Source organism: Kitasatospora sp. NPDC042419 (assembly GCF_056437345.1).
Genome location: NZ_JBWKAW010000039.1, coordinates 44,183 through 65,390 on the forward strand (window position 1 = coordinate 44,183; position 21,208 = coordinate 65,390).

Genomic DNA, 21,208 nt, shown 5'->3' on the forward strand with positions numbered 1-21,208 from the left:
GAAGGCCGGGCGCGGCGCTCTGGTGCCTTGTCCTTCACCACCGAGCAGGAGAACCCCTTGCACCCGATCCGCCTGATCTCGTTCGGCTACCTGCACCTGCCCACCGGCCCGGACGGCTCCCCCGTCCCGCCCGCCGCCGACCGCATCGAGGACGTCCGCGCCCGGCTCCGCGATCCGGCCGCCGCCCGCGACATCCTCGACCTCGACGGCTTCCACCCCCGCGTCCAGGACGTCGTCCTCAACACTCCCGGCGCCCGCGAGCTGCTCGCCAACCTCGCCGACTACGCCGACCTGCCCGCCGGCCCCCGCCGGATCGCCATCGGCTGTGCAGGAGGTAGGCACAGGGCATCTGGTCTCACCGAACTGCTTGCCCGCGAACTTCGCGCCCGCGGCCGCCAGGTCGACGTCGAACACCTCCACGTCCATCTGCCGCGCGTCCTCAAGGCGACCGACACCAGCACCGGAGCGAGCGCATGACCACCACGGCTCCGTACGAGATCGAGACCAGCGAGGGCGACGACGGCACCCCGCACCCCGTCGAACAGCTCTGGACGCCCTGCGCCGACGACGCACCCGACAGCGGCTTCGTCGCCCATCGCGACCTGTACGTCACCGGGATCGACGACGCCACCGAGGATCACCTCTACCCGGTCGCGTTCATCGTCCTCGGGCACCACCGGTGGGCCGACGCCATCGAGGCCGCCGCCGCGTACATGGCCCGAGTCCATGGGTGGCGGAACCTGCACCTGTACCCGGGCGACGACCCGTCGGTGCTCATCCCCCGCATCCCGCGCGCGGTCCACACGCACGGCGTCTTCTTACGGCATCCGCACCCGGACCACGGGTGCGCCTGTGAGTGGGACGACACCTGGCGGATGGTCTGGGCTCCCGGCACCGAGCCCGGCGCCGTTCCGATCACCGCTCTGCGGCACCCAGCCGCGATGGTGCAGGCCGCCGGCATCCCCAACCCCGATGAAGGCGCGCCCGCGACCTGGGCGGCCTGACGCCTGAACCACGAAGGCCCGTACTCCCTGTGAACGCCGCAGGGGGTACGGGCCTTCGTGCGTTTCAGGGCCAGAAACGGAGTGAGGCCCAGCCGCCGGCGGCCGGGCCTCTGAGGTTTTCTGACTGACCAGGCTCCGCCCCGGGAGGCGGTGCGCAGCCAGGATGCTGTCCGTCGGGACGGGCAGGCTCCCCGGTCTCAGGGGAGCACCTCGAACCTGGACCTGTTCTCCCACGGCCGGGACGGCGAGCGCAAGCCAACCCGCCTTGTACGGCGTGGCGTTCGAATCCCCTGGTCAGTAGCTTCACCGAGCGGAAACGGAAGCGCCCCGACCGGTCATAAGACCAGACGGGGCGAGTCCTGTGTTTCACCCGCTACGGTTGCGGGCTATGCGAGAAACACAAGGAGAGACCGTACAGGTTTCGCCATTGAGCGACGACCTGGCATTCCTCGACATCGTCACCGAGTGGGACGTCAATTCGTCGTTCCACGAGTGGAGGGCCGGCATCGTGGTGCCGCCCACCTTCCTGCCGGGGCCGCTGCCCCGCGTCATCGCCATCTGCAACCAGAAGGGCGGCGCGGGAAAGACCACGACCGCGCTCGAACTCGCGATGGCGCTCGTTGCCCGCGGCCTGCGCGTACGGGTCATCGACGCCGACCCGCAGGAAGCGTCCCTGTCGGTGTGGCTGCGGTTCTTCTACCCCGAGGGCGTGGAACCCGCCGACCGCAAGAACCTGATGCACCTGTACTTCGACCAGTCGGTCACATTGCAGGAGATCACCTACGCCACCCCGTTCGAGGGCCTGTACTTCGTCCCGTCGTTCCCCGACCTGGACGACGTTGAGACCAAGCACCCGACCGGCACAGAGACCCAGCTCCAGTTCCACCTGGCCAAGGCCGACGACGGCATCGACGTCAACATCATCGACTGCGGACCGAAGCTCGGACCGCTCACGGTGTCCGCCCTTGTGGCTGCTCACGACGTCGTCATCCCCGTCCAGGGAGCCAGCGGCCTCGACGTGCGGGGCGCCGCCGCCCTCAACCGCACGATCACCTCGGTGCAGGGTCGGCTGAACACCGAACTGCGCGTCGCAGCCGTCGTGCTCACCGACTTCGAGAAGTCCACGCTCTCCCGGCAGATCGGCGGCAGGCTCGCCAAGGCGTACCCGGACGCCGTGATCCTGCCCGCCCGCACCTCCGTGCGCATCGGAGAAGCCCAGCTCGCCCGGCAGCCGCTGCGCATCTTCGCCCCCAGCGCCACCACCGTTCTTGACTACGACCGCGGCGCCAGCATCCTCTTCGGCAACGGGAAGGCCGCCTGATGCCCAGCTACGACGCGACCGACGCCCTGGACGACCTCTTCGGCAACGATGAGGGCTACTCCGCCGGGGCCGGAGCCGCCGTGGTGACCCGCACTGAGGAGATCCTCGACGGACCGGCACCGGCCACCAGCATCGACGCCGTGCTCCGCCTCGCCGACGGACTCCCGAGCCTCGACGACGTCCGCGCAGTCGACGACCACGACACCTCCGAATTGACCGCGACGGAACTGCTGCAGAAGGAGCAGACCGAGACCGTCATCAGCACGGCGCTCGCTGCGGGCGATGCCGCAGTCTGGGTCATCGCACAGGGCCTGGAGCGCGCGGCGAAGGGCCGGTGGTGGCGGCGCACCCACAGCAGCCTCGGAGGCTATGTGGAAGCGAAGATCGGCCGATCCGCTGTTTACGGCCGCCAGCTCCGCAAGAACGCACCGCTCGCCCTGGAGACGGCCCACAAGACCGGCACTGTCCCCAAGCCTTCGCAGGTGAAGGTCACCCGCAAGACCGAAGAGCAGTACGGTCGCGAAGCCGCCGTCACCCTCTACGAAGCCGTCCGCGACGTCAGCGCCGAGCTGGGTGCTCACCCCACGGCCGACAGCCTGATGGCAGTGCACAAGAGCCTGCCCCGCCAGCTGCCCGAAGAGTCCGAGCAGCAGCGGGAAGTGATCGTCCAGGCCACCCGGCGCACGCTCGGTGTGGGTGTCGACGCCCCCGTGTTCGAATCTGAATCGAACAAGAGCGCTTCAATTGAAGCGCCTGTGTTCGAATTCGAATCGAACGGAGATGCTTCCGGGGAGACTCCCAGCGGCGACGAAGAAGGGGAGACGCCGGCGGGGTCTGAGCCCCCCAGCGGCAGCGAAGCTGAGGACGACATCGAGGATGCCGAGATCGTTCCCGAGCACCTGGTCACTCTCAAAGACGCGCTCAAGACGCTCAACGCGGTGAACCGGGCCGTCACGAAGGACGTCTTCACTCAGGCCGCCGCCAGCCCCGACGACGCGGCGGAGTACGAGAAGGTCCGACAGGCCATCATCGCGAAGACCACCGCGATCCGGAACAAGGCGCTGCACGCCCCCAACGGCTGACGCCCGGAGCGCGAACCCAGTGGCCTATCACCTCTTTCAGGTGGTGGGCCACTGGCGTGTGGAACGTCGGTTTCACGCGTGAAAGTAGATCGGAGGATTCCGATCAGGGGCCGGTGAGGATTTCGTGGGTGCCGATGCGGCGCCAGATCACGTGCGGTGTGTTGGGGCGGAGCGCGGCTCCGTACTGCCAGGTGGCGCGTCCTGCGGGTCCGGTGCCCATGGACCATGTGAGTTCGTAGATGCCGGATGCGCGCTGGACGCGCTTGACGCGGAGGCCGGCGCGGAATCGTCCTCCGCTGCGCAGGTCCTCGACGAAGGCCGCCACGGTCTGGAGGAATCGGCGGCGCTGTTCTGGGGTGAGGCGGTCCAGGTCGGTGGTGAAGCGGGGCAGGGCTTCGTAGGTCGGCACGTCGGTCCTCCGGGAAGCACGAAGCCCCCGGCGTTGCCGGGGGCGGTGGGTGTCTCGCTCGGGTGTGGAGTCGGTGGTGACGAGTGCAGGGTGGGGCGTTCTTGGTGGTCGTCCGGGGGAGCAGTACGTGAAGGTGCGCTGGATACCGCTGGAGTCGGTTACTTGGCGTTTTTGAGGCGTGTGAGGTGGGTGGGGCTGGCTGTCGCGCAGCATTTGCCTGGCCTCGGGAGGCGTTCGCCTGACGGGCGGGGCGTCGCCGCAGATGCCCGTCCGGCGGGATCGGCGGTGAAGTTCTGGTGAACCCTCCCGCCTCACGGGATCGGGCTTTCTTCGCAGGTCAGAGCCGTGTTCGCTGCCGGGATGCTGAGTGTCGCGAAGGTTCAGAAGCGAAATTCCTGGCGCTACTACGTACGTGGTGTCGCCTTCGGTGACGGCCGTCGTCCGGCCCGTCAGGCGTTGAAGGACGCCCAGGAGAAGGCTGGGCTACCGCCCGGGGTGTGGATGGGGCGGGGACTTGCCGCGCTCGGGCTCGCCGCCGGGCAGGAGGTGACCGAGCGGCAGATGGAGCTCGTCTTCGGGCAGGGCCGGCACCCGGACGCCGACCGGATCGAGCGCGAGCTCCTGGACGACGGGGCCGACCCGGAGACGGCCCGGTTGGCGACCGTCCTGGGGCAGCCGGTCGAAGAGATCGAGCGGCGCAAGGCGACCCCCTTGTTCGCGCTCGACTTCGTGTTCCGGCCGCAGGCGTCCTTGATCGTGCTGTGGGCGCTGGGCGACGACCGCACCCGGCGCGTCATCGAGCGGGCGCACGAGAGGGCCATCGAGACGGTGCTGCGGTGGCTGGAGGATGAGGTCGCACAGACCCGGTGGTCGTCGGGCCGTAAGCGCGCGAAGGCGCCGGCCCTGGTGGTCTCGCGGTGGAGGCACTTCGACAATCGCGACGGTTTCCCGCTGCTGCACGACCACTGCTTGATCCTCAACCGGGCGCAGCGCCCGGACGGCACCTGGGGTGCGCTCGACACCCGCCGTCTCTTCCAGAACGTCGTTTCGGCCGGGACGCTCTACACGCTCACGATGACGACCGAGGTGTGTGAGGAGCTGGGTCTGGCGACCGTGCCCCGGGAGGTGACGGCGGGCCTGCGCCCCGTGATGGAGGTGGCCGGGGTGGAGCAGGATCTCATCGACTGGTCGTCCACTCGCCGCGAGCAGATGGCGCCGGTGCTGGAGCGCATCACCGACAAGTACGTGAAGAAGCACAAGCGGCTGCCCGGCGAGCGCGGCCGTAACGGCTTGGGGTGGTGGGCGGCGCAGGACACCCGCCGGGAGAAGAAGACCCCGAAGCCGCTGGAGCAGCTGCGCGCGTGGTGGCGGGCGTCCGCGATCCTGCGCTTCGGCCAGGAGATGGTCGACGGGCTGCTGGAGCGGTGCCAGGCAGCAGGCGCGGCGATCCGGGCCCGGGTGAGGCCGGTGGTGGACACCGCGCTCGCCGCAGTCGATGTCGCTGCGGTCGTCTTCACGGTGCGCCGGGCCTTCGCCCGCCGTCACGTCCTGGCCGAAGCGCGCCGGCACTTGCTGGAGACGCTGCGCGGCCGTGGCTTCACGCGCGGCCTGGACGACTACATCGCGGATGCGGCCCTGTCCCGGCACGCCCGTCAGCTCACCGTCCCCGTGCCCGGCCGCCGGGCCCCGGCCCCGGACCAGGTCACCTACACCGCGGACTTCGCCTGGCCGCACCGGTGGTGGGTCGCCGGGATCGATGGGAAGCCGCCGCGGGAGTCGTCCCGGTACGAGCGGGCCCGGGTCGCCAGCCTCGCCCTGCAGAACGCGATCCGCGACGCCCGGATCCTGTCCGGCGCGCGGGACGAAGCGCCGGCCGCGACCACGTCGGCCACTGCGTACGCCGACGACCACCACCACGACCAGGCGGCGCCGCACGCCGTCGACCACCCGGGCCGGGACGCCGCACTCACTCCGGCGCAGCGGGCCGCCGCCGTACAGACCCATCAGCAGGCCGCGATGCCGGAGGAGTACCTGGAGGGCCGTACGACCGATCCCGCGACGTGGCTGTACACCCCGAAGAACCTCGACCGGCTGGCCGCCATCACCAAGGCCGTCGAAGCCCGCGTCCGCATCATCGCGGACGGACCGCAGCCGCAGCAGCCGGCCAAGGACGCGGACGACCCCGCCCGCCAGCAGCAGCACCACACGACCCAGCCCGATCAGGGCAGGGGACCGACCCCCGGCCATTGACAGATGCCAACCGGCCAGCGCGTGGCCGATCTGCGACTTCCCCCACGAGTCCCGGCGCCCCCGACTGAGAATCGGGGGCGTTGGCACCGGCACGGGAGGAACCTTGACCGACCTGCACGAACCCCTGGAACCGCTGGAGAACTACCCCGACCAACTGCCCCCGCCCCGCCAGCGCGGCGACGTGAACCTGGTGGGCCTGCTCAGCGTCGCCGACGACCTCGCCCGCAGCCTGTCCGCGCTGAAGGTCCGGGTGCAGCCCCACGACCCGAAGACCTCCCTCGTGAGCCCCGAGAAGGCCCGCGAGAACACGGAGAAGGAAGTCGACCGGCTCCTGGGCACCGCCGTCTACCTCCAGCGCCACGCCCACGCCGCGATGCTCGGGCGCTGCGTCCTGGGCGCGGACTCCAAGGAGGACTGCTCCACCGAGGGCGCCAACCTCCAGCTCAACGTCTGGGACGACAAGACGCGCCGGGACATCGTCGAAGACGGCACCACCGGCTGCGTCGACCACACCGTCGAAGCCGCCCGCCGGACCATGGCCGACCCCTCCAGCCGCAAGATCCTCCTCGCCTTCGTCCGCGACGACGAAGGCACCGCCGTCGCCCGCGCCCTCGGACTCGGACCGGACGACACCGCCCAGTTCCTCGACCGCGGCCTCACGCTGCGCCCCGAACACCGCGTCTCCTGACCCGCCGCGCACAGCCCGCATTGGAGTCCACGTTGACCTTCGAGGCCCACGACCTGAACCTGTCCGACCCGACGACCGGCTACCTGCACTTCGTCCTCTACACCGAGCTCCAGCGCGGCACCGTCGCGTCGTCGCTGAACGCCGAGCTGGACATCGAGGCGCAGCAGACGGTGACACCTCACTTCCAGGAGTGGCTGAGCCGGCTGGAGCGCTGCGAGCCGAATGCGATGCACTGCACGCTGGTGACGCCCACGGACATCCCAGCCCTGTTCCACCCGTGCGTGGAGGAGGACAAGAACAGCCCGGCGGCCTTCGCGGGAACGGGCTGTCGCTGTCGCCGGACCTTCTACGACCCCGAGTTCGGGCTGCCCGTCGTGGGCGAGCACCGCAGGCTCCGAGGCGAGGGAGGCGACCAGTGGAGCTACACGACGTACGCCCCGCTCGAACTGCGCCCTGACGACGTCTTCAGCAGCTTCCACACCGGCCGCGGCCTGTTCTGGGCCCGGACCGACAAGGGGGACCTGTCGATCCTGCCGCAGAAGCACGGCGTCGGTTACAACATCGGCTACAGCGGCGGCGGCCCGCACGCCCTGGCTGCCTACCTCACCCAGCTCGCCCGCAACGACGGAGGGACCACGCCCGCCGGCACGCGGTACGAGGATGCCCACCCGGCGATCGTCGCCTGGACGCAGAGCAGCGCGGCAGACCGTGGCACGAACCAGCTGAGCCTGGGTGACCTCCAGGCCATGCTGGAGAGCTGACCGCCACCACATGCGGGCGCCCCACGGACCAGCCGTCCGTGGGGCGCCCGCGTCTGTACGACCCGAAGTTGGGGCCGGCCCGCGATGCACCGCCCGGAGAGTGGAGCCCATCGTGGTGCGCCACCCAGGGGGAGTGGAGTCCACCGTGGCGCGCATCGAGTGGGGAGTGGAGCCCACCGCGATGTCCACCGGGTGGGAGTGGAGCGCACTCCGTGAGCACTGGCCGACGGGGGAGTGGGGGCCACCCGGCATCCGGTGCGCGCACGCGATGTCGACGATGCACGGCATCGCGCGCACCGTGCGCGCACCGACGATGTCGTGCACTCCCGGCCGCCGCACCGGTGCGCATCGTGGTGCGCCACCGCCCCGGCCACCGCACCACCGGTGCGCGCACGGAGACGATGGTGCGCCGCACCGGCGGACCCGGGTGCGCGCGCCACATCTTCGGTGCGCGCACCGAGCGCACCGCCTGCCCAAGCCGGTGCGCACCACGTGGCCGCCACCCCGAAGTCCGCGCACCAGAACCGCCCTCGCGCCGATTCAGTGTGACTTGCCGCACAGTCAGGCATTCCATAACGCGCATTTGGGACTTCGGCGGGACGGAAGTCAAGGGGGGCTGTGATATAGGGACTTCGCTTGATCCGGCCCTTGCGGTGGAGTCCTCGCGCGCTGCTCGGAAGCGCACCACGGGACGGTCGGTGCGCGCACCATCCCCGCGGCCGCGCCGCGATGCGCACCACCGCACCACCGCACCGCACCCGGCCGCGCACCACCGCACCGACGGTGCGCGGCGCGCGCACCACCGGCCCGGGAGTGGACGCCACCGTGCGGAGTGGACCGCACCCGATGTCCGCCACCGCCCCCGATGCCGGGACAGAGTGGACGACATCCGATGCACGACATTGAGTCGGGAGTGCACGGCATCGGAGTGGAGAGTGCACAGCATCCGATGCCCGACATCGGGGTCGGGCCGGTGCATCCCTCCTTGACCGGGTTGGCTACCTGCGACATCCCACCCGAACAGGACAGCGCCCGAGGGGGGAGAAGTCTCCGCCCCCTCGGGCGCCGTCCCGGCTTTGCTCGGTCAGGAGGCCACGGCCGCCGGCCACCGGGGAGCGTCGCCACGGACGTCGGACAGGAACTGGCCCACCTCGTCGACCTCCTGCATGACTTCGATCAGGAACCCCGCCGCAATGAAGGCGACCTCCGCTCCGCCGCCCGAGTAGCACCACCGCTTGAGGTACCGGCTCGCCACCGCCACGAGCTTGTCCATGACGTACGCGGACTCGCAGTCGGCGTGTTCGTCGGGCACGGCGGTGAGGTGGCCGGTCAGCAGCAGAGCGCCGAACTCGCCCATCAGCCGCGCCAGCTCCTTGCCGTCCTGGTGGAACTTCTCCAGCCGCGCCCGCGCCTCCTCGGTGTCCTGGTCGTGCCAGACCAGCTCCACGTAGTCGGCGGCCCGCCAGATCTGCTCCGGGGTCAGCGCGGGCAGCTTCGACGACGTCGTCTCCATGACGACTCCTTACCTGGGTGGGCCGCGCGCCTGCTGCGCCCGGCCGGTGATCACACCTTCGAAGCCGGGCCCTGTGGACAGAGGCCGTGCCTGCCGGGACAGGGTGGCTGACTGTGGCGTCGCTCACGGACAAACCGCCCAGTGAATACCTAGTCAAGGCGGAAACGGACACCTCTCGGGGGTGAGCGTCAGACAGCGGACAAGGGGTGCTTTCCGACGGTGGCCCCGGCTCGTGCGCACCTCCGCGTGCGGGCCGGACGCTCACCGACCCGGCCCGCAGGCCGGAGAAACCGAGGACACCGTGCCCGCCGACCTCACCCCCGACCCCGCTTCCCAGCCGCACGAGTCGGGCCTGCGCGGCCTCGCCGACGACGTCGACCAGGCCGCGCAGGCCCCCTCCACGGGCCCCTCCATTGCCCCCTCCACGGCCTCCTCGCCCGCCAGGCGCGTTGGCGCAGGTCAGACCCGGAAGTCGGGGGCCCCCGACACGTTCGACAACCCTTCTAAGTCTTTGAAGCAGACATGGAAGCCGACCCACACCAGGAAGAAGGAAGTGCTGAAGGCTCTCGGGATCTTCCAGAGGGCTACCGCCGAACACCTGTGGCGGATGCTGCGCCCCAGCGACTCGCACGACCGGATCACGAGGGACACCCTCAACGCCCTCAAGAGCGAGGGGAAGGTCCGGGTGGAGACGCGACTGGAGTCGAACCATCAGCTGTGGGTGCTCACCGAGCGAGGACACAAGGAAGCCAAGCAGCTGCTGCCGGGACACGTCCGGGTCTCCGCGCTGCGCAAGCTCGAGGTCGACGACGAAGGCGAGCCGGTCGCCGGTGAGGGCTTCGACGAACACGCGGCCGCCGTCACGTTGACCGCCGCGGTCCTCACCGGCGCCGGGTTCGGCACGCCGCTGTCGTGGCAGACCGAGATCGGCCACAAGCTGCCCTACGGGTACACCCAGTACGCCGACCTGACGATGCGGGCCCCGGACGTCGACGTGCCCGCGATGCTCCTGGAGGTCGACCGCGTGAACGAGCCCGTCGACGTCCTGGTGGACAAGGTGCGCCGCTACACCGAGTGGTTCGAGCTCCTGGCGCCGAAGGCCGACAAGGTCAAGGCGCAGGCGGCCCGCTACTCCGGTGAGGCGGCGGTGCACGGCTTCCGGCTGTGGTCGCGGATCTACCCCGCCACGGGCCGCGAGGGCTACGTGCCGGTGGCGTTCGTGTTCACGGGTAAGACGAAGGCGCAGCGGGCCAGCAGGATGCGACGGCTGGAGCAGGCCGCCCGTTCCTACTTCGCCGGCGTCAAGTACGCGGGCGGTGACATCACGGCCGTCGACTACCACCAGGCGCTGCCCGTGGTCGTCACCGAGCTGGAGCGGATCACGGCCGATCCGGATGGGGCGGCGGGGAAGGTGTGGCGCAGGCTCGGGCGCGAGGAGTGGCAGACGCTGACCGACGCCCTGGACAACCCCGACGGTGACCGGCTGTACGTGGTGCAGGCGGAGCAGGCCCGTAAGCGACAGAAGGAGCGGGAAGCCGCGGACCGCGAGGCGCAGCGGCCCGTGTGCAGGCGCTGCGGAGCGAAGTTCACCGACGACCGGTGGCAGATGGTCCGGCAGTACCGGGCTGAGCGGCTCAACGAGCTGTGCGGACCGTGCCTGACCGAACACCACGAACAGGTGCAGGCGGAACGCGCCGCGCAGCGCCAGGCGGAGGAAGCCGCGGTCCGGGAGGCGGCCGAAGCGGAAGCGAAGAAGAACCGCGGCCTGTTCGGCCGCCGCCGGTAGCCGGCCCCACGGGCTCGGGGTGGCCTCACCTGCTGAGGCCACCCCTAAAAGTTGTCCACAGATCCGCAGCTCGGGGCCGCTTTTCGCCGATCTCTGTCCACAGGGGCGGGCTTCTAAAAAGGGGGTGTCCGCTTCCGGGTGTGAGGTGCCTGGACGCACACCGAAGGGGCACCGCCATGGCACAAACGAAGTTCGACAAGCAGGTGGAAGAGACCGCCGAATCAGTGGCGTTCGGCATCGGCCGGTTCCTGGCCGGCCGCCCCATGGGCGGGGAGCGGAAGACCAACGCGACGTTCTGGCGCAAGGGCACCCGCGTCCTGCCCAAGGTCGAAGGGAAGGTGTCCCGTTCCTCCTACCGGGCCGGGTGGCAGCGCCTGACCTTCCGCGTCAGCGGTCTGGCCGCGACGGGCGGGGCCGGCTACTGGGCGCTGTGGGAGAACCAGGACTCCACCTTCGCCACCGCGCGCGACGTCTGGGAGAACCCCGACCCCGCCATCGCGGCCGCGGAGACGGGCGGCATCGCCGTCGCTTCGGCCGCGGCGGTCGGCGGCGTCGCGTACGGGCTGCTGACCCGCAAGCGCCGCGAGTTCATGCGCGAGTGGGTGACCCCGCTCCACGAGGCCCTGGCCGTGCCGCTGGGCATGTCGGAGCTGACCGATCCGCGCCGCTACCTCCACGTACCCCGCGACTTCTCCGACGACGACGCCCAGATACGCATCGACGTGCCCACCCACATGCGGTTCAACGAGGACCTGGTCGCCGACCTCATCGTCAAGAAGCTCGCCCTGGAGAACGTCTCCTTCACCTGGCGCCGGGCGGGCAAGGACACCCACGTCATCGTCAAGAAGCGCAAGGCTCCGCCCAAGAAGCTGAGCCTGTCCGATCCCGGGGTGCGCGAGATCCTCGCGAAGATGCCCGAGTCCGCGCCGCTGATCGGCCTGGGCTCGGGCAAGAAGAAGGTCTCCGTCGACCTGGACGCCGACTCCCCGCACGTCCTGATCTCCGCAGGCACCGGCGGCGGCAAGTCGACGATCCTGCGCTGCATCACCTGCCAGTTCATTCACAACGGCGCGCTCGCCTTCGTCCTGGACTTCAAGCGGATCTCCCACACCTGGGCGCGCGGCGTGCCCGGCGTCACCTACTGCCGCGACATCGGCGAGATCCACGACGCCCTGGTCCGCCTCGCCCAGGAAGGCCGGCGTCGACTCGCCCTCGCGGAGGACCTGGCCGACGACGTCCTCGAAAAGGAGCCGTGGCGCGTCGGCCCGAGGATCGTGATCCTCCTCGAAGAGGTCAACGCGACCATGGCGCAGCTCAAGCGGTACTGGGCGAAGATCCGCGAGAGCGGCGACCCGAAGACGTCCCCGGCCATCGACGCGCTCGCCGAGATCCTCTTCATGGGCCGCCAGGTCCGCCTGCACGTGCTTCTGGTCGCCCAGTCCGCGACCGCCCAGGCCGTTGGCGGCCCGGCGATGCGCGAGAACTTCTCCACCCGGATCCTGGTCCGCTACACCCTCAACGCCTGGCGCATGCTCGTTCCCGAGGTCAGCCCCATCCCGATGGCGAGCGAGCACCCAGGCCGCGTCCAAGTCGTCACCCGCGGCCGCGCCCAGGAGACGCAGGTGCTGAACCTGTCGAACGCGGAGGCCCGCGAGTGGGCGATGTCCGGTGTCCACGCCAAGGGCGACACCGGCCCGGCCCTGCAGAAGACGCCCGCCCCGGCCGCCGACCTGCTCACCGAAGCCTGGAACACCAGCGCCTCCGAGCTCCCGCCCGCGCCCACCACCGACCCGGACGTGCTGGCCGACGCCTGGAGCCTCACACCGCCGGCCCCGGCCCCCGCCGCCGGCCCCGGGGCCACGGTGACGCCACCGGCGACCCCGGCACCAGACCCGGACAACGCGGTGGTCGGCCTGCGCGAGGCGTACGAGCAGCACCTGGTGGACATCGTCGCCAGCCTCAAGGCGCTGCGCTGGGCCCGCCAGAACGACCCGGACTTCCCCGGCCCCGTCGACAAACGCGGCGCCGAATTCCTCTACCGCGTCGGCGACCTCAAGAAGTGGGCCCGCAACCGGCCCCGCGCCGGCACCACCGACCCCGGCTGACCATCCCGGCCCGCCGACGACCGCGAACCGGCCCTGTCCGGTCCGCACGACACGATCCCCCCGCCTGGAAGAACACCCGGCTCACCAGGCACAGCACAGAAAAGGAACACCGCACCATGACGAACGAGACGACCACCACCACGACCACGACGCTGCGCCTGAGCGACCCCGCCATCCGCGAGCACCTGGAGACGCTGCCCGCCTCCCAGATCCTGATCGGCCTCACCGACGACGGACAGCCGGTCTGCATCGACCTCGACGGCGAAGCGCCGCACGTCCTGGTCTGCTCCGGCACCGGCGGCGGCACCACCAGCGTCCTGCGGACCCTGGCCGCCCAGCTCCTGCACGACGGCTCCGACGGCCTGGTCCTCGACCACAAGCGGATCTCGCACCGGTGGGCCAGCGGCGTGCCCGGCGTCACCTACTGCCGCGACATCGCCGACATCCACAACGCCCTGATGGGCCTGCGGGCCGAACTCCAGCGCCGCCTCCACCTCATCAACCAGGACGGTGACATCGACGACCTGCCGCGCCTGACGGTGGTGTTCGACGCCGCCGACGCCACCCTGGGGCAGCTCGCCCGCTACTGGGACACCGTCCGGGAGAAGGGAGACCCCAAGACGTCCCCGGCCGTCGACGCCATCGAGTACGTGCTCTTCGCCGGCCGCGAGGTCCGCATCCACCTCCTCGTCGGCGCCCAGCTCGACAGGGGAGCCCTCGGTGAGTGGCGCGAGAACTTCTCCACCGTGGTCCTGGGACGGGTGACCCCCCGCACCTTCAAGCGCCTCGCCCCGCAGTTCCGCCCCGCCCCGGAGCCCCACACGCAGCCGGGCCACGTCCACGTCGTGCAGGGCTCGAACCTCCACCCGACGCAGGTCCTGCTCCTGACCGAGACCGAAGCCGCCGCCGGGATCACCACCACCGAGACCGACAAGGACTGACCGACCCGGAGCCGGACACGCCACGGGCCCCGGGGGATCAGCCATGACATCCCCGGGGCCCGGTTGGGTTCGCGCTGTCCAACGACCGCACGGCCCCGGCGTTACGTCGGTCCCGCGAAGGGCGGCGGATCCTCGGGCCGGGCATCGCTCAGGAGCCGACAGGGTCCCCCAGAGAAGTAGTCGGCACGCTCCCCGCGCCCGAAAACCGGCCCCCACCTGCACCGTTGCAGCGAGCCCGGCGACGTCGAAGAGGACCCGAAACGGAACCCGAAACGGGACTCCAACGGGAACCCGAAACAGGACTCCAAAGGGGACCCGAAACGGAACTCGCGGCTGAGCACGTTGTCCCCTACCGGCGCCGACGGGGGAGGCGGCGCCGGTAGGGGACGGTCAGGGGGAGACGGTGGTGCTCGTCTCCGCGCCGGACACGGTGTCCTGGAGCCGGTCCAGCCGTTCGTACAGGGCCCGCAGCGTACGGGCACGGTCCCTGACCCGGAGCAGGTTCCGCGACGGCCGCGCCAGGCAGTCGTCGGCCTGGCCCACCACGAATTCGGCGAACAGCCGGCGGCCGTCGTCCTCGGGCAGCTTGACCGCGAGCGCGCGGACGTCGTCGGCGACCGCGCGGGCGGCCCCGGCGAGCAGCAGCCCGACCTGTTCGTAGTCGTCGGGCACCAGCGCGTCGGGATCGGACCACGCCAGCACGGCGCGGGCGACCCGCTCGTGCGTGAGGCGATCGAGCGGCAGCTCCGCGGCGAGGTGTCCTTCGGGGTCGTACAGCACGGTGTAGCCGTTCATGACACGGGCGCCTTCTCGGGTGCGTCGACAGGAAGACCGCGCAACCCGCGGGCGAGCCGGTCGGCGGGGATCAGGGCGGGCGGCTCACCGCCGCGCGGATGGCTGATGAGGTCCGCGACCGCCGTGCTGTCGTCGTAGGTGGCGGGCATCAGCAGCTCGCTGCCTCCGGACAGCACCCGCACCCCGGGCAGGTCGGCCAGGACGTCGCCGGAGCCGGGCGCCACCATCACGTACAGCGTGCCGCGCAGGTGGTCGACCAGGACCAGGGCTCCGCGCCGCGGGCCGATCCGCAGCGCGGCGAGCACCTCCAGGCCCCGGTCCACGGGAGCGATGGCCACCGCGTCCCACTCCTTGCCGCAGGGAATCCACCGGGTGCGGTTCAGCCCGCCCGCCCATCGCGCTTGCTTGCCGGTGCTGGGCTGCGCGAGGTCGTGCCACGTTGGGGTGGACCGCTTCGGGGAGTTGGCCATAAGCGGACGGTAGGGGCGGTATACCGGAGACAGCCCACACGATGTGTGTGGGTTCTCAACTCCGCGCTCCGGAGCTCCTCATGGACCGTATCCAGTTCGGCCGCCGTGTCGCCTACTGGCGAGACCGCCGGCGCCACACCCAGATGGAGTTCGCCGCGCTGATGCAGCGCTCCGTGCGCTGGGTGGAGGAACTGGAAGCCGGACGGCGCCAGGCGGACCCGAACCTGTCGGTGGCCACCGAGATCGCGGCACGCCTGGGCATCACGCTGGAGCGGCTGCTGCACGATCCGGCGGTGCTGTGTCCCGCCGACTCCGAGATCGCCGCCGTACGCCGCGCCCTGCAACGCCACGACGTCATCACCGGCCGGTGTGACGACTCCGCCGCCGAACCGGTCCCCGTCGCCGCCTTGCAGCGCGATCTGTGGCTGGCCCGGACCGGCTTCCAGTCCGGGCACTTCGCCCAGCTCGGGGTGCAAATCCCCAAGCTGCTCGTGGACGCGACCCGGGCCGCCGAACGCCACGCGGGCGACGACCAGCTGGAGGCGTACCGGCAACTGTCGCTGGCGCTGGAGCTGACCGAGGCCGCCGCCATCAAGTGGGGCGACACTGAACTCGCCGTCGTGGCCGGCCACCGTGCGGTCGCCGCCGCCGAACGCTCCGAAGACGTCGTCATCATGGCGTCCGCGGCCCGCCACCTCGCGGACGCGATGACCAACCACGGCCAGGCCGCGGCCGCCGTCGCGTTCGTCACGGCCGCCGCCCGCCGCCTCGAGCCCGACCTTCTCCAGCGCGGCCCCGAAGGACTCTCCGTGCTGGGCATGCTGTTCCTCAAGGCCGCGATGGCGCAGGCCGCCGCAGCCGAAGCCGACGACCACAGCCCCGCAGCCCTCGCCCGTGCCGTCCCCGGCTTCCTGGACCAGGCCGACGAACACGCCGACCGCCTCGGCTTCGACGGCAACGAGCTGTGGACCAGCTTCGGCCCGACCAACTGCAAGCTCTACCGGGTCGCCGCCCACGTTCAGCTGAGCGAAGGCGCGGACGCCGTGGCCGTCGCAGCCGACATCCCTGGAGCCGCACTCGCCGATCTCCCACGCGAGCGCCGCGCCCACCTGCTCACCGACCGCGCCATCGGCGAGAAGCAGGCCGGCCTGCGCACCGAAGCAGTCGGCACGCTCCTCAAAGCGGAGGAAGAGGCACCCGAGGAAGTCCTGTGCCGCCCAAGGACCAAGCAACTCGTGGAAGATCTGCGCCTGTTGGGCACCGGCTCTGCCGAGAGCCGCTTGCGCGCACTTGCTGATCGTTGTGGACTGCCCCGGTGACCACACGCACCCTGTACCTGATCGCCTGCGCCGCCCCGCCCGCCCGCCGCCTCCACGTACCCGTCCGCGCCGCCCAGGCGGCGGGCTGGGACGTGTGCGTGATCCTCACGCCGTCCGCGTACCGGTGGGCGAGTGAGGACGCCGAAGGCGAGATCGAGGCCCTGACGGAGCTGACCGGGCATCCGGTCCGCTGGCAGTACAAGCTGCCCTCGCAGCCGGATGTCCTGCCCGCCCCGGACGCGATCCTCGTGGCCCCGCTCACCAACAACACGCTGGCGAAATGGGCCAGCGCGATCAGCGACACCCTCGCCCTCGGCCTGATCACCGAGGGCATCGGCCTCGGCCTGCCGATCATCGCCCTGCCGCACTTCAACGATGCCCAGGCCGCGCACCCCGCCGTGGCCGGCCACATCGCCTTCCTGCGCGAAGCGGGCGTCACCGTGCTGCTCGGGGAGGGCGGATTCGTGCCGCACAAGCCCAAGCACGGTGACCTCGACGCCTACCCGTGGCAGGCCGCGATCGACGCGCTCCCTGCCTGACCCGCGAGGGGAACACCGCAAGATCCCAGGGCCTACACGCACATCAGTGCGATGCCACGACCTCCAGGGCCACGGCATCAAACTGGCGTGCGTGTAGGCCCTGGGGCGCGATACGGCTGACCCCGAGGGCAGAACCGACCCGGGCGGGTGACACCTACGCCCTGCCATTCGTTGATCCCACATGCCTGTACTGCCATCCCCTGAAGAGATCTACGCCGCCCGCACGGAGAAGGGCGGCTGGAAGCGTGCCCAACTCGCCGAATGGGGCGTCCCCTGGCCCCCGGTGACGGGCTGGAAGGACGAGCTGATCGCACGCTGGGAGGCCGCCCAGCAAGGCCAAGCCCCGCCCACGCCGCCCCCGTCGACGCCGCCCCCGGACACGCTCGACTTCGGCTGACCACACAGCGGCGGGGCCGGACAGGATCACCTGCCCGGCCCCGCTGCTCGTTCCCGGCCGCTCACCGGCTGAGGCGGATGCGCGGCCCCCACACGAACTCGAGGTCGTCCAGGAAGACGGTCTCCAGCTCCTTCTCCCACTGGCCGCGCAGGAGGAACGGGGCGCTCTCCATCCGCTCCACGATGACCAGGGTCTCGGGCTGCCCGATCAGCGCGTACCGGCCGTGCGAGGCGGGCCTGCTGCCCGGCCCGTGCGTGCGCAGCATCTCCTCCAGGCGGGCGCGGTGCTGCTCCACGAACGCCTCCAGGCGCTCGATGTACCCCTCGCGTTCCTCGGGGCGCACCGCGCTCAGCGCGACGTCCAGGAAGTCGCCGCCGTCCGGCCAGTGACGCACCCCCGGCGCGGCCACGGCCCACGAGAACCGCTCCGCCGCCGCCAGGACGTCCTTTGCGTCCAGCGCGACGGCCGGGGCCGGTTCCTCCGCCGGAGCCTCCTGCGGGGCGGGGGAGGCCGACTGCTGGAGGTGGGCGGCCAACATGGCGTTGGACGCGGCGAGCCCCCGCCCCGTGGTGGCGGTGGTGTCGGCGATGCGCAGCAGGTAGCTGGCGACGTCTCGGACTCCGGCGTGCCACCCGTCCTCGAACCGCGGCTCGGACCCGTGCGGGGCGCTGCTCTCGGAGATCCAGGTGTGGGCGCCGGCCACCGCCCCGGCCTCCAGCTTCGACACGATGTCGTCGGCCTGCTCGTGTCCGATCCCCACGGCGGCCAGGGCCTGGAAGACCGTGAACCGTGCCTCGATGGCCTCGCTCTGGTGGTGGCTGATGCGGGCCAGCTCCTGGCCGTACGCGTCGGGGCCCGACTGCTCGGTGCTCATGCTGCCCACTCCAGCCCGAGACCGGCCAGCGCGGCGAGCTTGTCGGCGGTCAGCTTGTCCCGGCGGCTCTTGCTGTTGGACAGGAACACCCCGAGCTTCACCTCGCTCCCGTCCTCCAGCCGCTCTACGTGGGCCCTGGGGACCTTCACAGAGCCTTCCCGGGCCTTGTACTGCGCCAGGGCCGCCACGCCCTTCTCGAAGGCGCTCACAGCCTTCTTGGCGGCCTTGGCGGGCTCCGCCTGCTCCGGGGGCAGCGGCACGACGCCGACCGCCTCCAGGAGCTCGCGCTGCCCGTCCATCAGCCCTGCCCAGACCGTGTGCTGACGCTGCTTCACCAGCCACTTGCCCACGTCCATGCCGTGAACGGTGAAGCCGGGCAGGACGTCGGAGTGGTCCTCCTCGTCGGTCAGCAGCTCCCGCAGCGCCGCGTAGTGCCTCTGCCACTCCGCCGGCCACTCGGGGTTCCAGTGCTCATCCACGGCCTCCAGCGCGGTCTTCCACTCGGGGTGGCCCTCCAGCGCACCGGCACGCCGCAGGTTCGACAACCACTGCCCCACGGGCCGGTCCAGCATGGTGGCGGACCGGGGCGCGCACAGCGTCCAGTGCTGGTCGTAGTACGCCTTGGCGGCCTCCAGGTTCTCCTGGAAGCGTTCGTCCGTCAGGCTCCAGACCATGCCGAGCTTCTCCAGCCGCTGGGCGCGCAGGCCGGTCATCTGCCCCGCCCCGTACGCCCGTCGCTGCTCCGCGACCCACTGCCCGAGCGGGTACGCGCCCTCCTTGTGTCCGTACGGAACCCGGGCGTGCAGCTCACGATCCGCGAACTTCTTGAGCGCCGCCCAGCCGCGACCCCAGTCCTGGCGCTCCGTGTCGATCACGTTGAAGGAAATCCAGTCCGCGACCATCACCGGGTCACGGGGAGCGGCAAAACGAAGCAGCAGACGGGATTCGTCCTCGCCTTCCTCGGGCGGCGAACCGATGTACTCGGACGGCTGCACGACGTCCTTCTGAGGCTCCTGCGGAATCGCGAGCAATTCGATTGCCTCTTCGTCGTGAGCGCGCAGACCCTCCAATACCTTCACCAGGGGCTTATACGATCCGGAGGTGAACATGTCTTCCGGCTTTTCTCCAGGCTGGAGAAATACCGGCACGATCAAAGAGGCAACCTTGCCCTGTCCGGGCTTCTGACGCAGCGCCCGGCCGATGGCCTGGACGATGTCGTGCGGAGCGCCCTTGGGGTCCAGGAGGGCCACTGAGTCCACCGCGCGGATGTCGACGCCCTCGCCCAGGACCCGGCAGTTCGAGAGCACCGCCCGCTGCGCGGTGGACCCGAAGCCGCCCAGGACTCCCCGCCGGCGCTCGGGCACGTGCTCGCCGCACAGCCAGTCCGCCCAGATCTTCGCCGGGTACTTCTCCGGCTGGTCGGCGTGCAGCTTCGCCGCCACGCGCTCCAGGCCCTCCGCGTACGCCTGTGCCTCTATCGTCCGGTGGTGGAAGGTGATGCAGGTGCTGAGGTTGTGCTGCTCCATCGTGTGCAGCAGCGCGGCCTGGAGCGCCCCCAGGCGCTCTCCGCGCACCTTCTCGCTGTGCCGCTCCTCGCCCATCAGCCGCTCGGGCGTGACGACCGGGTCCTGGAGCTCCAGGACGATGATCTGGTACCGCGCGAGCAGCTTGCGCGACACGGCCGATGCCAACGAGAGCTTGTAGAGGACCGGCCCGAAGACCTTCTCGTCATCCATGGAGGCCGCCATCTCGCGCGGCAGCGGGTCACGCGTCCCTTCGGCGACCTCGCGGTTCAGCCGCTCCTCCCAGATCCGCGGCGTGGCCGTCAGGTACAGCCGGCGGTGCGACGGGATGACGCCCTGGCTGTGGACGTCGGCCCACGCCTTACCCATCGAGCCACTGGTCCTGTGCGCCTCATCGACCACCGTGAGGTCCATCGGCGCCAGCTGCTGCCCGTAGGCGCCCTCGAATGCCTCCGCCAGGACTCCCAACGAGGCGTACGTCCCGAAGATGGTGACCGGCCCCGAGCTGTGCCACAGCGCCAACTGCACGGGATTCGTGGTGGAGCGCACCTTGAGGTTCCACAGCTCCGGGTCATCGGTCAGGCTGCACACCGCAACCGCCGGCCCCGCGTGCCCAGCCTCGCGCCACGCCTGCACCGTCTGGGTCAGAAGGTCCAGCGTCGGCACCAGAACGAGAATGCGGCCCTTGGGCACCATGCGCTTTGCCGACGTCGCCGCAATGATGGTCTTTCCCGTGCCACACGCGGCGTGCACCTGCCCGCGAAGGCCATTCACGGGGATACCGCCCGGCGGGATATCGAAGCCCCGCACGATGGCGGCAACGGCTTCGATCTGGTGGTCACGCAACTTCACGGCCATTTCCCGTGTTCTCCTTTTCGCGGAATGTCGCGCGTAATCAGAATGGAAGGTCCCGGCGCGATGGTGTGGCCCGGGGTTGTGGTGTCTGGACCCAAACACTACACAGGCGCGACCCGTGATGCATCACCCGCACGCCAACTTTCACCCCCAGGGTGATACATGGCCGAATCTTACCCCGAAGCGGCCGGTTGTCCTGTATGCTGGTGGGGTATTGGTGAGCTTGACCGGGCGGTTTCGAGGGTGGGGAAGTGGTCAGGGTGGAGCGCAGCGGAACCCGTCACTGCGGTGAGGCCGGCATCCGATCGAGCCGACAGCCCGTCACATCCGTTGCGGGGGTGGTAGCCAGGAACCCCAAGCCCTACACAGACCCCCGCGTGATGCACCTCCCCTTGTTGCCAGCCCAGGCGACCGCGCTTGCGCGGGTGCCCGCAATGAGCGCTTGCGCGAATTTGCATTCCCTTCTTAAATTCCGTTTACGGAATTTAATTCCGGCGCTTGCGCCAGAATTCGAATTGCGCTTGCGCAATTCATTCACTATGACCCGGCTTGCCGGGGCATATCCCGCTCCGCGGG

Annotated in this window: 20 protein-coding genes; 14 read left to right on the forward strand and 6 right to left on the reverse strand. The window is 70.5% G+C overall.

Annotated features, from left to right (window positions below):
• The first annotated feature begins 57 nt into the window (after positions 1-57).
• From AC067J_RS39730 to AC067J_RS39745, 4 genes are all read left to right on the forward strand, one after another.
• Entirely contained in the window at positions 58-477 is a 420-nt protein-coding gene (locus AC067J_RS39730) for a RapZ C-terminal domain-containing protein (protein WP_478307668.1), read from the forward strand.
• Positions 474-1,004: a hypothetical protein gene (locus AC067J_RS39735; RefSeq protein ID WP_478307669.1), complete on the forward strand. Its 531-nt coding sequence runs from the start codon at positions 474-476 to the stop codon at positions 1,002-1,004. The genes AC067J_RS39730 and AC067J_RS39735 overlap by 4 nt, the downstream gene beginning before the upstream one ends.
• Before the next feature lie 427 nt (positions 1,005-1,431).
• Positions 1,432-2,325 carry a ParA family protein gene (locus tag AC067J_RS39740; RefSeq protein WP_413096419.1) on the forward strand — a complete coding sequence of 298 codons (894 nt, stop codon included), beginning with the start codon at positions 1,432-1,434 and terminating at the stop codon, positions 2,323-2,325.
• Positions 2,325-3,407 (forward strand): hypothetical protein, encoded by a 1,083-nt coding sequence (locus AC067J_RS39745; RefSeq protein ID WP_478307670.1) that lies wholly within the window; start codon positions 2,325-2,327, stop codon positions 3,405-3,407. Before AC067J_RS39740 ends, AC067J_RS39745 begins: the two co-directional genes overlap by 1 nt.
• Before the next feature lie 103 nt (positions 3,408-3,510).
• Here the strand turns inward: AC067J_RS39745 and AC067J_RS39750 are convergent, their stop codons facing one another.
• Positions 3,511-3,816: a hypothetical protein gene (locus AC067J_RS39750; protein WP_478307671.1), complete on the reverse strand. Its 306-nt coding sequence runs from the start codon at positions 3,814-3,816 to the stop codon at positions 3,511-3,513.
• Positions 3,817-4,176: 360 nt separating this feature from the next.
• Between AC067J_RS39750 and mobF the strand changes: the two genes are divergently transcribed.
• The 3 genes from mobF (at position 4,177) to AC067J_RS39765 (ending at position 7,515) form a co-directional block, all read left to right on the forward strand.
• A complete protein-coding gene (gene mobF, locus AC067J_RS39755; protein ID WP_478307672.1) occupies positions 4,177-6,066 on the forward strand; it encodes a MobF family relaxase in 1,890 nt (629 codons plus the stop codon).
• Between the two features lie 103 nt (positions 6,067-6,169).
• Entirely contained in the window at positions 6,170-6,754 is a 585-nt protein-coding gene (locus AC067J_RS39760; protein ID WP_478307673.1) for a hypothetical protein, read from the forward strand.
• A 32-nt stretch (positions 6,755-6,786) separates the two neighbouring features.
• A complete protein-coding gene (locus tag AC067J_RS39765; protein WP_478307674.1) occupies positions 6,787-7,515 on the forward strand; it encodes a hypothetical protein in 729 nt (242 codons plus the stop codon).
• A 1,084-nt stretch (positions 7,516-8,599) separates the two neighbouring features.
• On the opposite strand, the gene AC067J_RS39770 is transcribed toward AC067J_RS39765, so the two are convergent.
• A complete protein-coding gene (locus AC067J_RS39770) occupies positions 8,600-9,028 on the reverse strand; it encodes a hypothetical protein (RefSeq protein ID WP_478307675.1) in 429 nt (142 codons plus the stop codon).
• Positions 9,029-9,581: 553 nt separating this feature from the next.
• Here AC067J_RS39770 and AC067J_RS39775 point away from each other — a divergent pair.
• The 3 genes from AC067J_RS39775 to AC067J_RS39785 all read left to right on the forward strand — a co-directional run bounded on the left by AC067J_RS39775 (position 9,582) and on the right by AC067J_RS39785 (position 13,860).
• Positions 9,582-10,814, forward strand: coding sequence for a replication-relaxation family protein (locus AC067J_RS39775; RefSeq protein ID WP_478307676.1), 1,233 nt, complete (start codon positions 9,582-9,584; stop codon positions 10,812-10,814).
• Between the two features lie 176 nt (positions 10,815-10,990).
• Positions 10,991-12,919, forward strand: a complete 1,929-nt coding sequence (locus tag AC067J_RS39780; RefSeq protein ID WP_478307677.1) for a pRL2-11 — start codon at positions 10,991-10,993, stop codon at positions 12,917-12,919.
• A gap of 116 nt (positions 12,920-13,035) precedes the next feature.
• A complete protein-coding gene (locus tag AC067J_RS39785; RefSeq protein WP_478307678.1) occupies positions 13,036-13,860 on the forward strand; it encodes a hypothetical protein in 825 nt (274 codons plus the stop codon).
• Positions 13,861-14,250: 390 nt separating this feature from the next.
• Here AC067J_RS39785 and AC067J_RS39790 read toward each other — a convergent pair whose 3' ends face one another.
• Positions 14,251-14,655, reverse strand: coding sequence for a restriction endonuclease (locus AC067J_RS39790; RefSeq protein WP_478307679.1), 405 nt, complete (start codon positions 14,653-14,655; stop codon positions 14,251-14,253).
• Positions 14,652-15,125 (reverse strand): hypothetical protein, encoded by a 474-nt coding sequence (locus tag AC067J_RS39795; RefSeq protein ID WP_478307680.1) that lies wholly within the window; start codon positions 15,123-15,125, stop codon positions 14,652-14,654. The genes AC067J_RS39790 and AC067J_RS39795 overlap by 4 nt, the downstream gene beginning before the upstream one ends.
• A gap of 80 nt (positions 15,126-15,205) precedes the next feature.
• Between AC067J_RS39795 and AC067J_RS39800 the strand changes: the two genes are divergently transcribed.
• The 3 genes from AC067J_RS39800 (at position 15,206) to AC067J_RS39810 (ending at position 17,380) form a co-directional block, all read left to right on the forward strand.
• On the forward strand, positions 15,206-16,444 hold the full coding sequence (locus AC067J_RS39800; protein ID WP_478307681.1) for a helix-turn-helix domain-containing protein: 1,239 nt from the start codon (positions 15,206-15,208) through the stop codon (positions 16,442-16,444).
• Positions 16,441-16,983 (forward strand): flavoprotein, encoded by a 543-nt coding sequence (locus tag AC067J_RS39805; protein WP_478307682.1) that lies wholly within the window; start codon positions 16,441-16,443, stop codon positions 16,981-16,983. The genes AC067J_RS39800 and AC067J_RS39805 overlap by 4 nt, the downstream gene beginning before the upstream one ends.
• A 181-nt stretch (positions 16,984-17,164) precedes the next feature.
• Entirely contained in the window at positions 17,165-17,380 is a 216-nt protein-coding gene (locus AC067J_RS39810) for a hypothetical protein (RefSeq protein ID WP_478307683.1), read from the forward strand.
• 61 nt (positions 17,381-17,441) lie between these two features.
• On the opposite strand, the gene AC067J_RS39815 is transcribed toward AC067J_RS39810, so the two are convergent.
• Positions 17,442-18,254, reverse strand: coding sequence for a hypothetical protein (locus AC067J_RS39815; RefSeq protein WP_478307684.1), 813 nt, complete (start codon positions 18,252-18,254; stop codon positions 17,442-17,444).
• Entirely contained in the window at positions 18,251-20,635 is a 2,385-nt protein-coding gene (locus tag AC067J_RS39820; protein ID WP_478307685.1) for a helicase associated domain-containing protein, read from the reverse strand. The genes AC067J_RS39815 and AC067J_RS39820 overlap by 4 nt, the downstream gene beginning before the upstream one ends.
• Positions 20,636-21,009: 374 nt before the next feature.
• Here AC067J_RS39820 and AC067J_RS39825 point away from each other — a divergent pair.
• Positions 21,010-21,208 (forward strand): hypothetical protein (locus AC067J_RS39825; protein ID WP_478307686.1); only part of this gene is annotated, 199 nt, incomplete at its 3' end.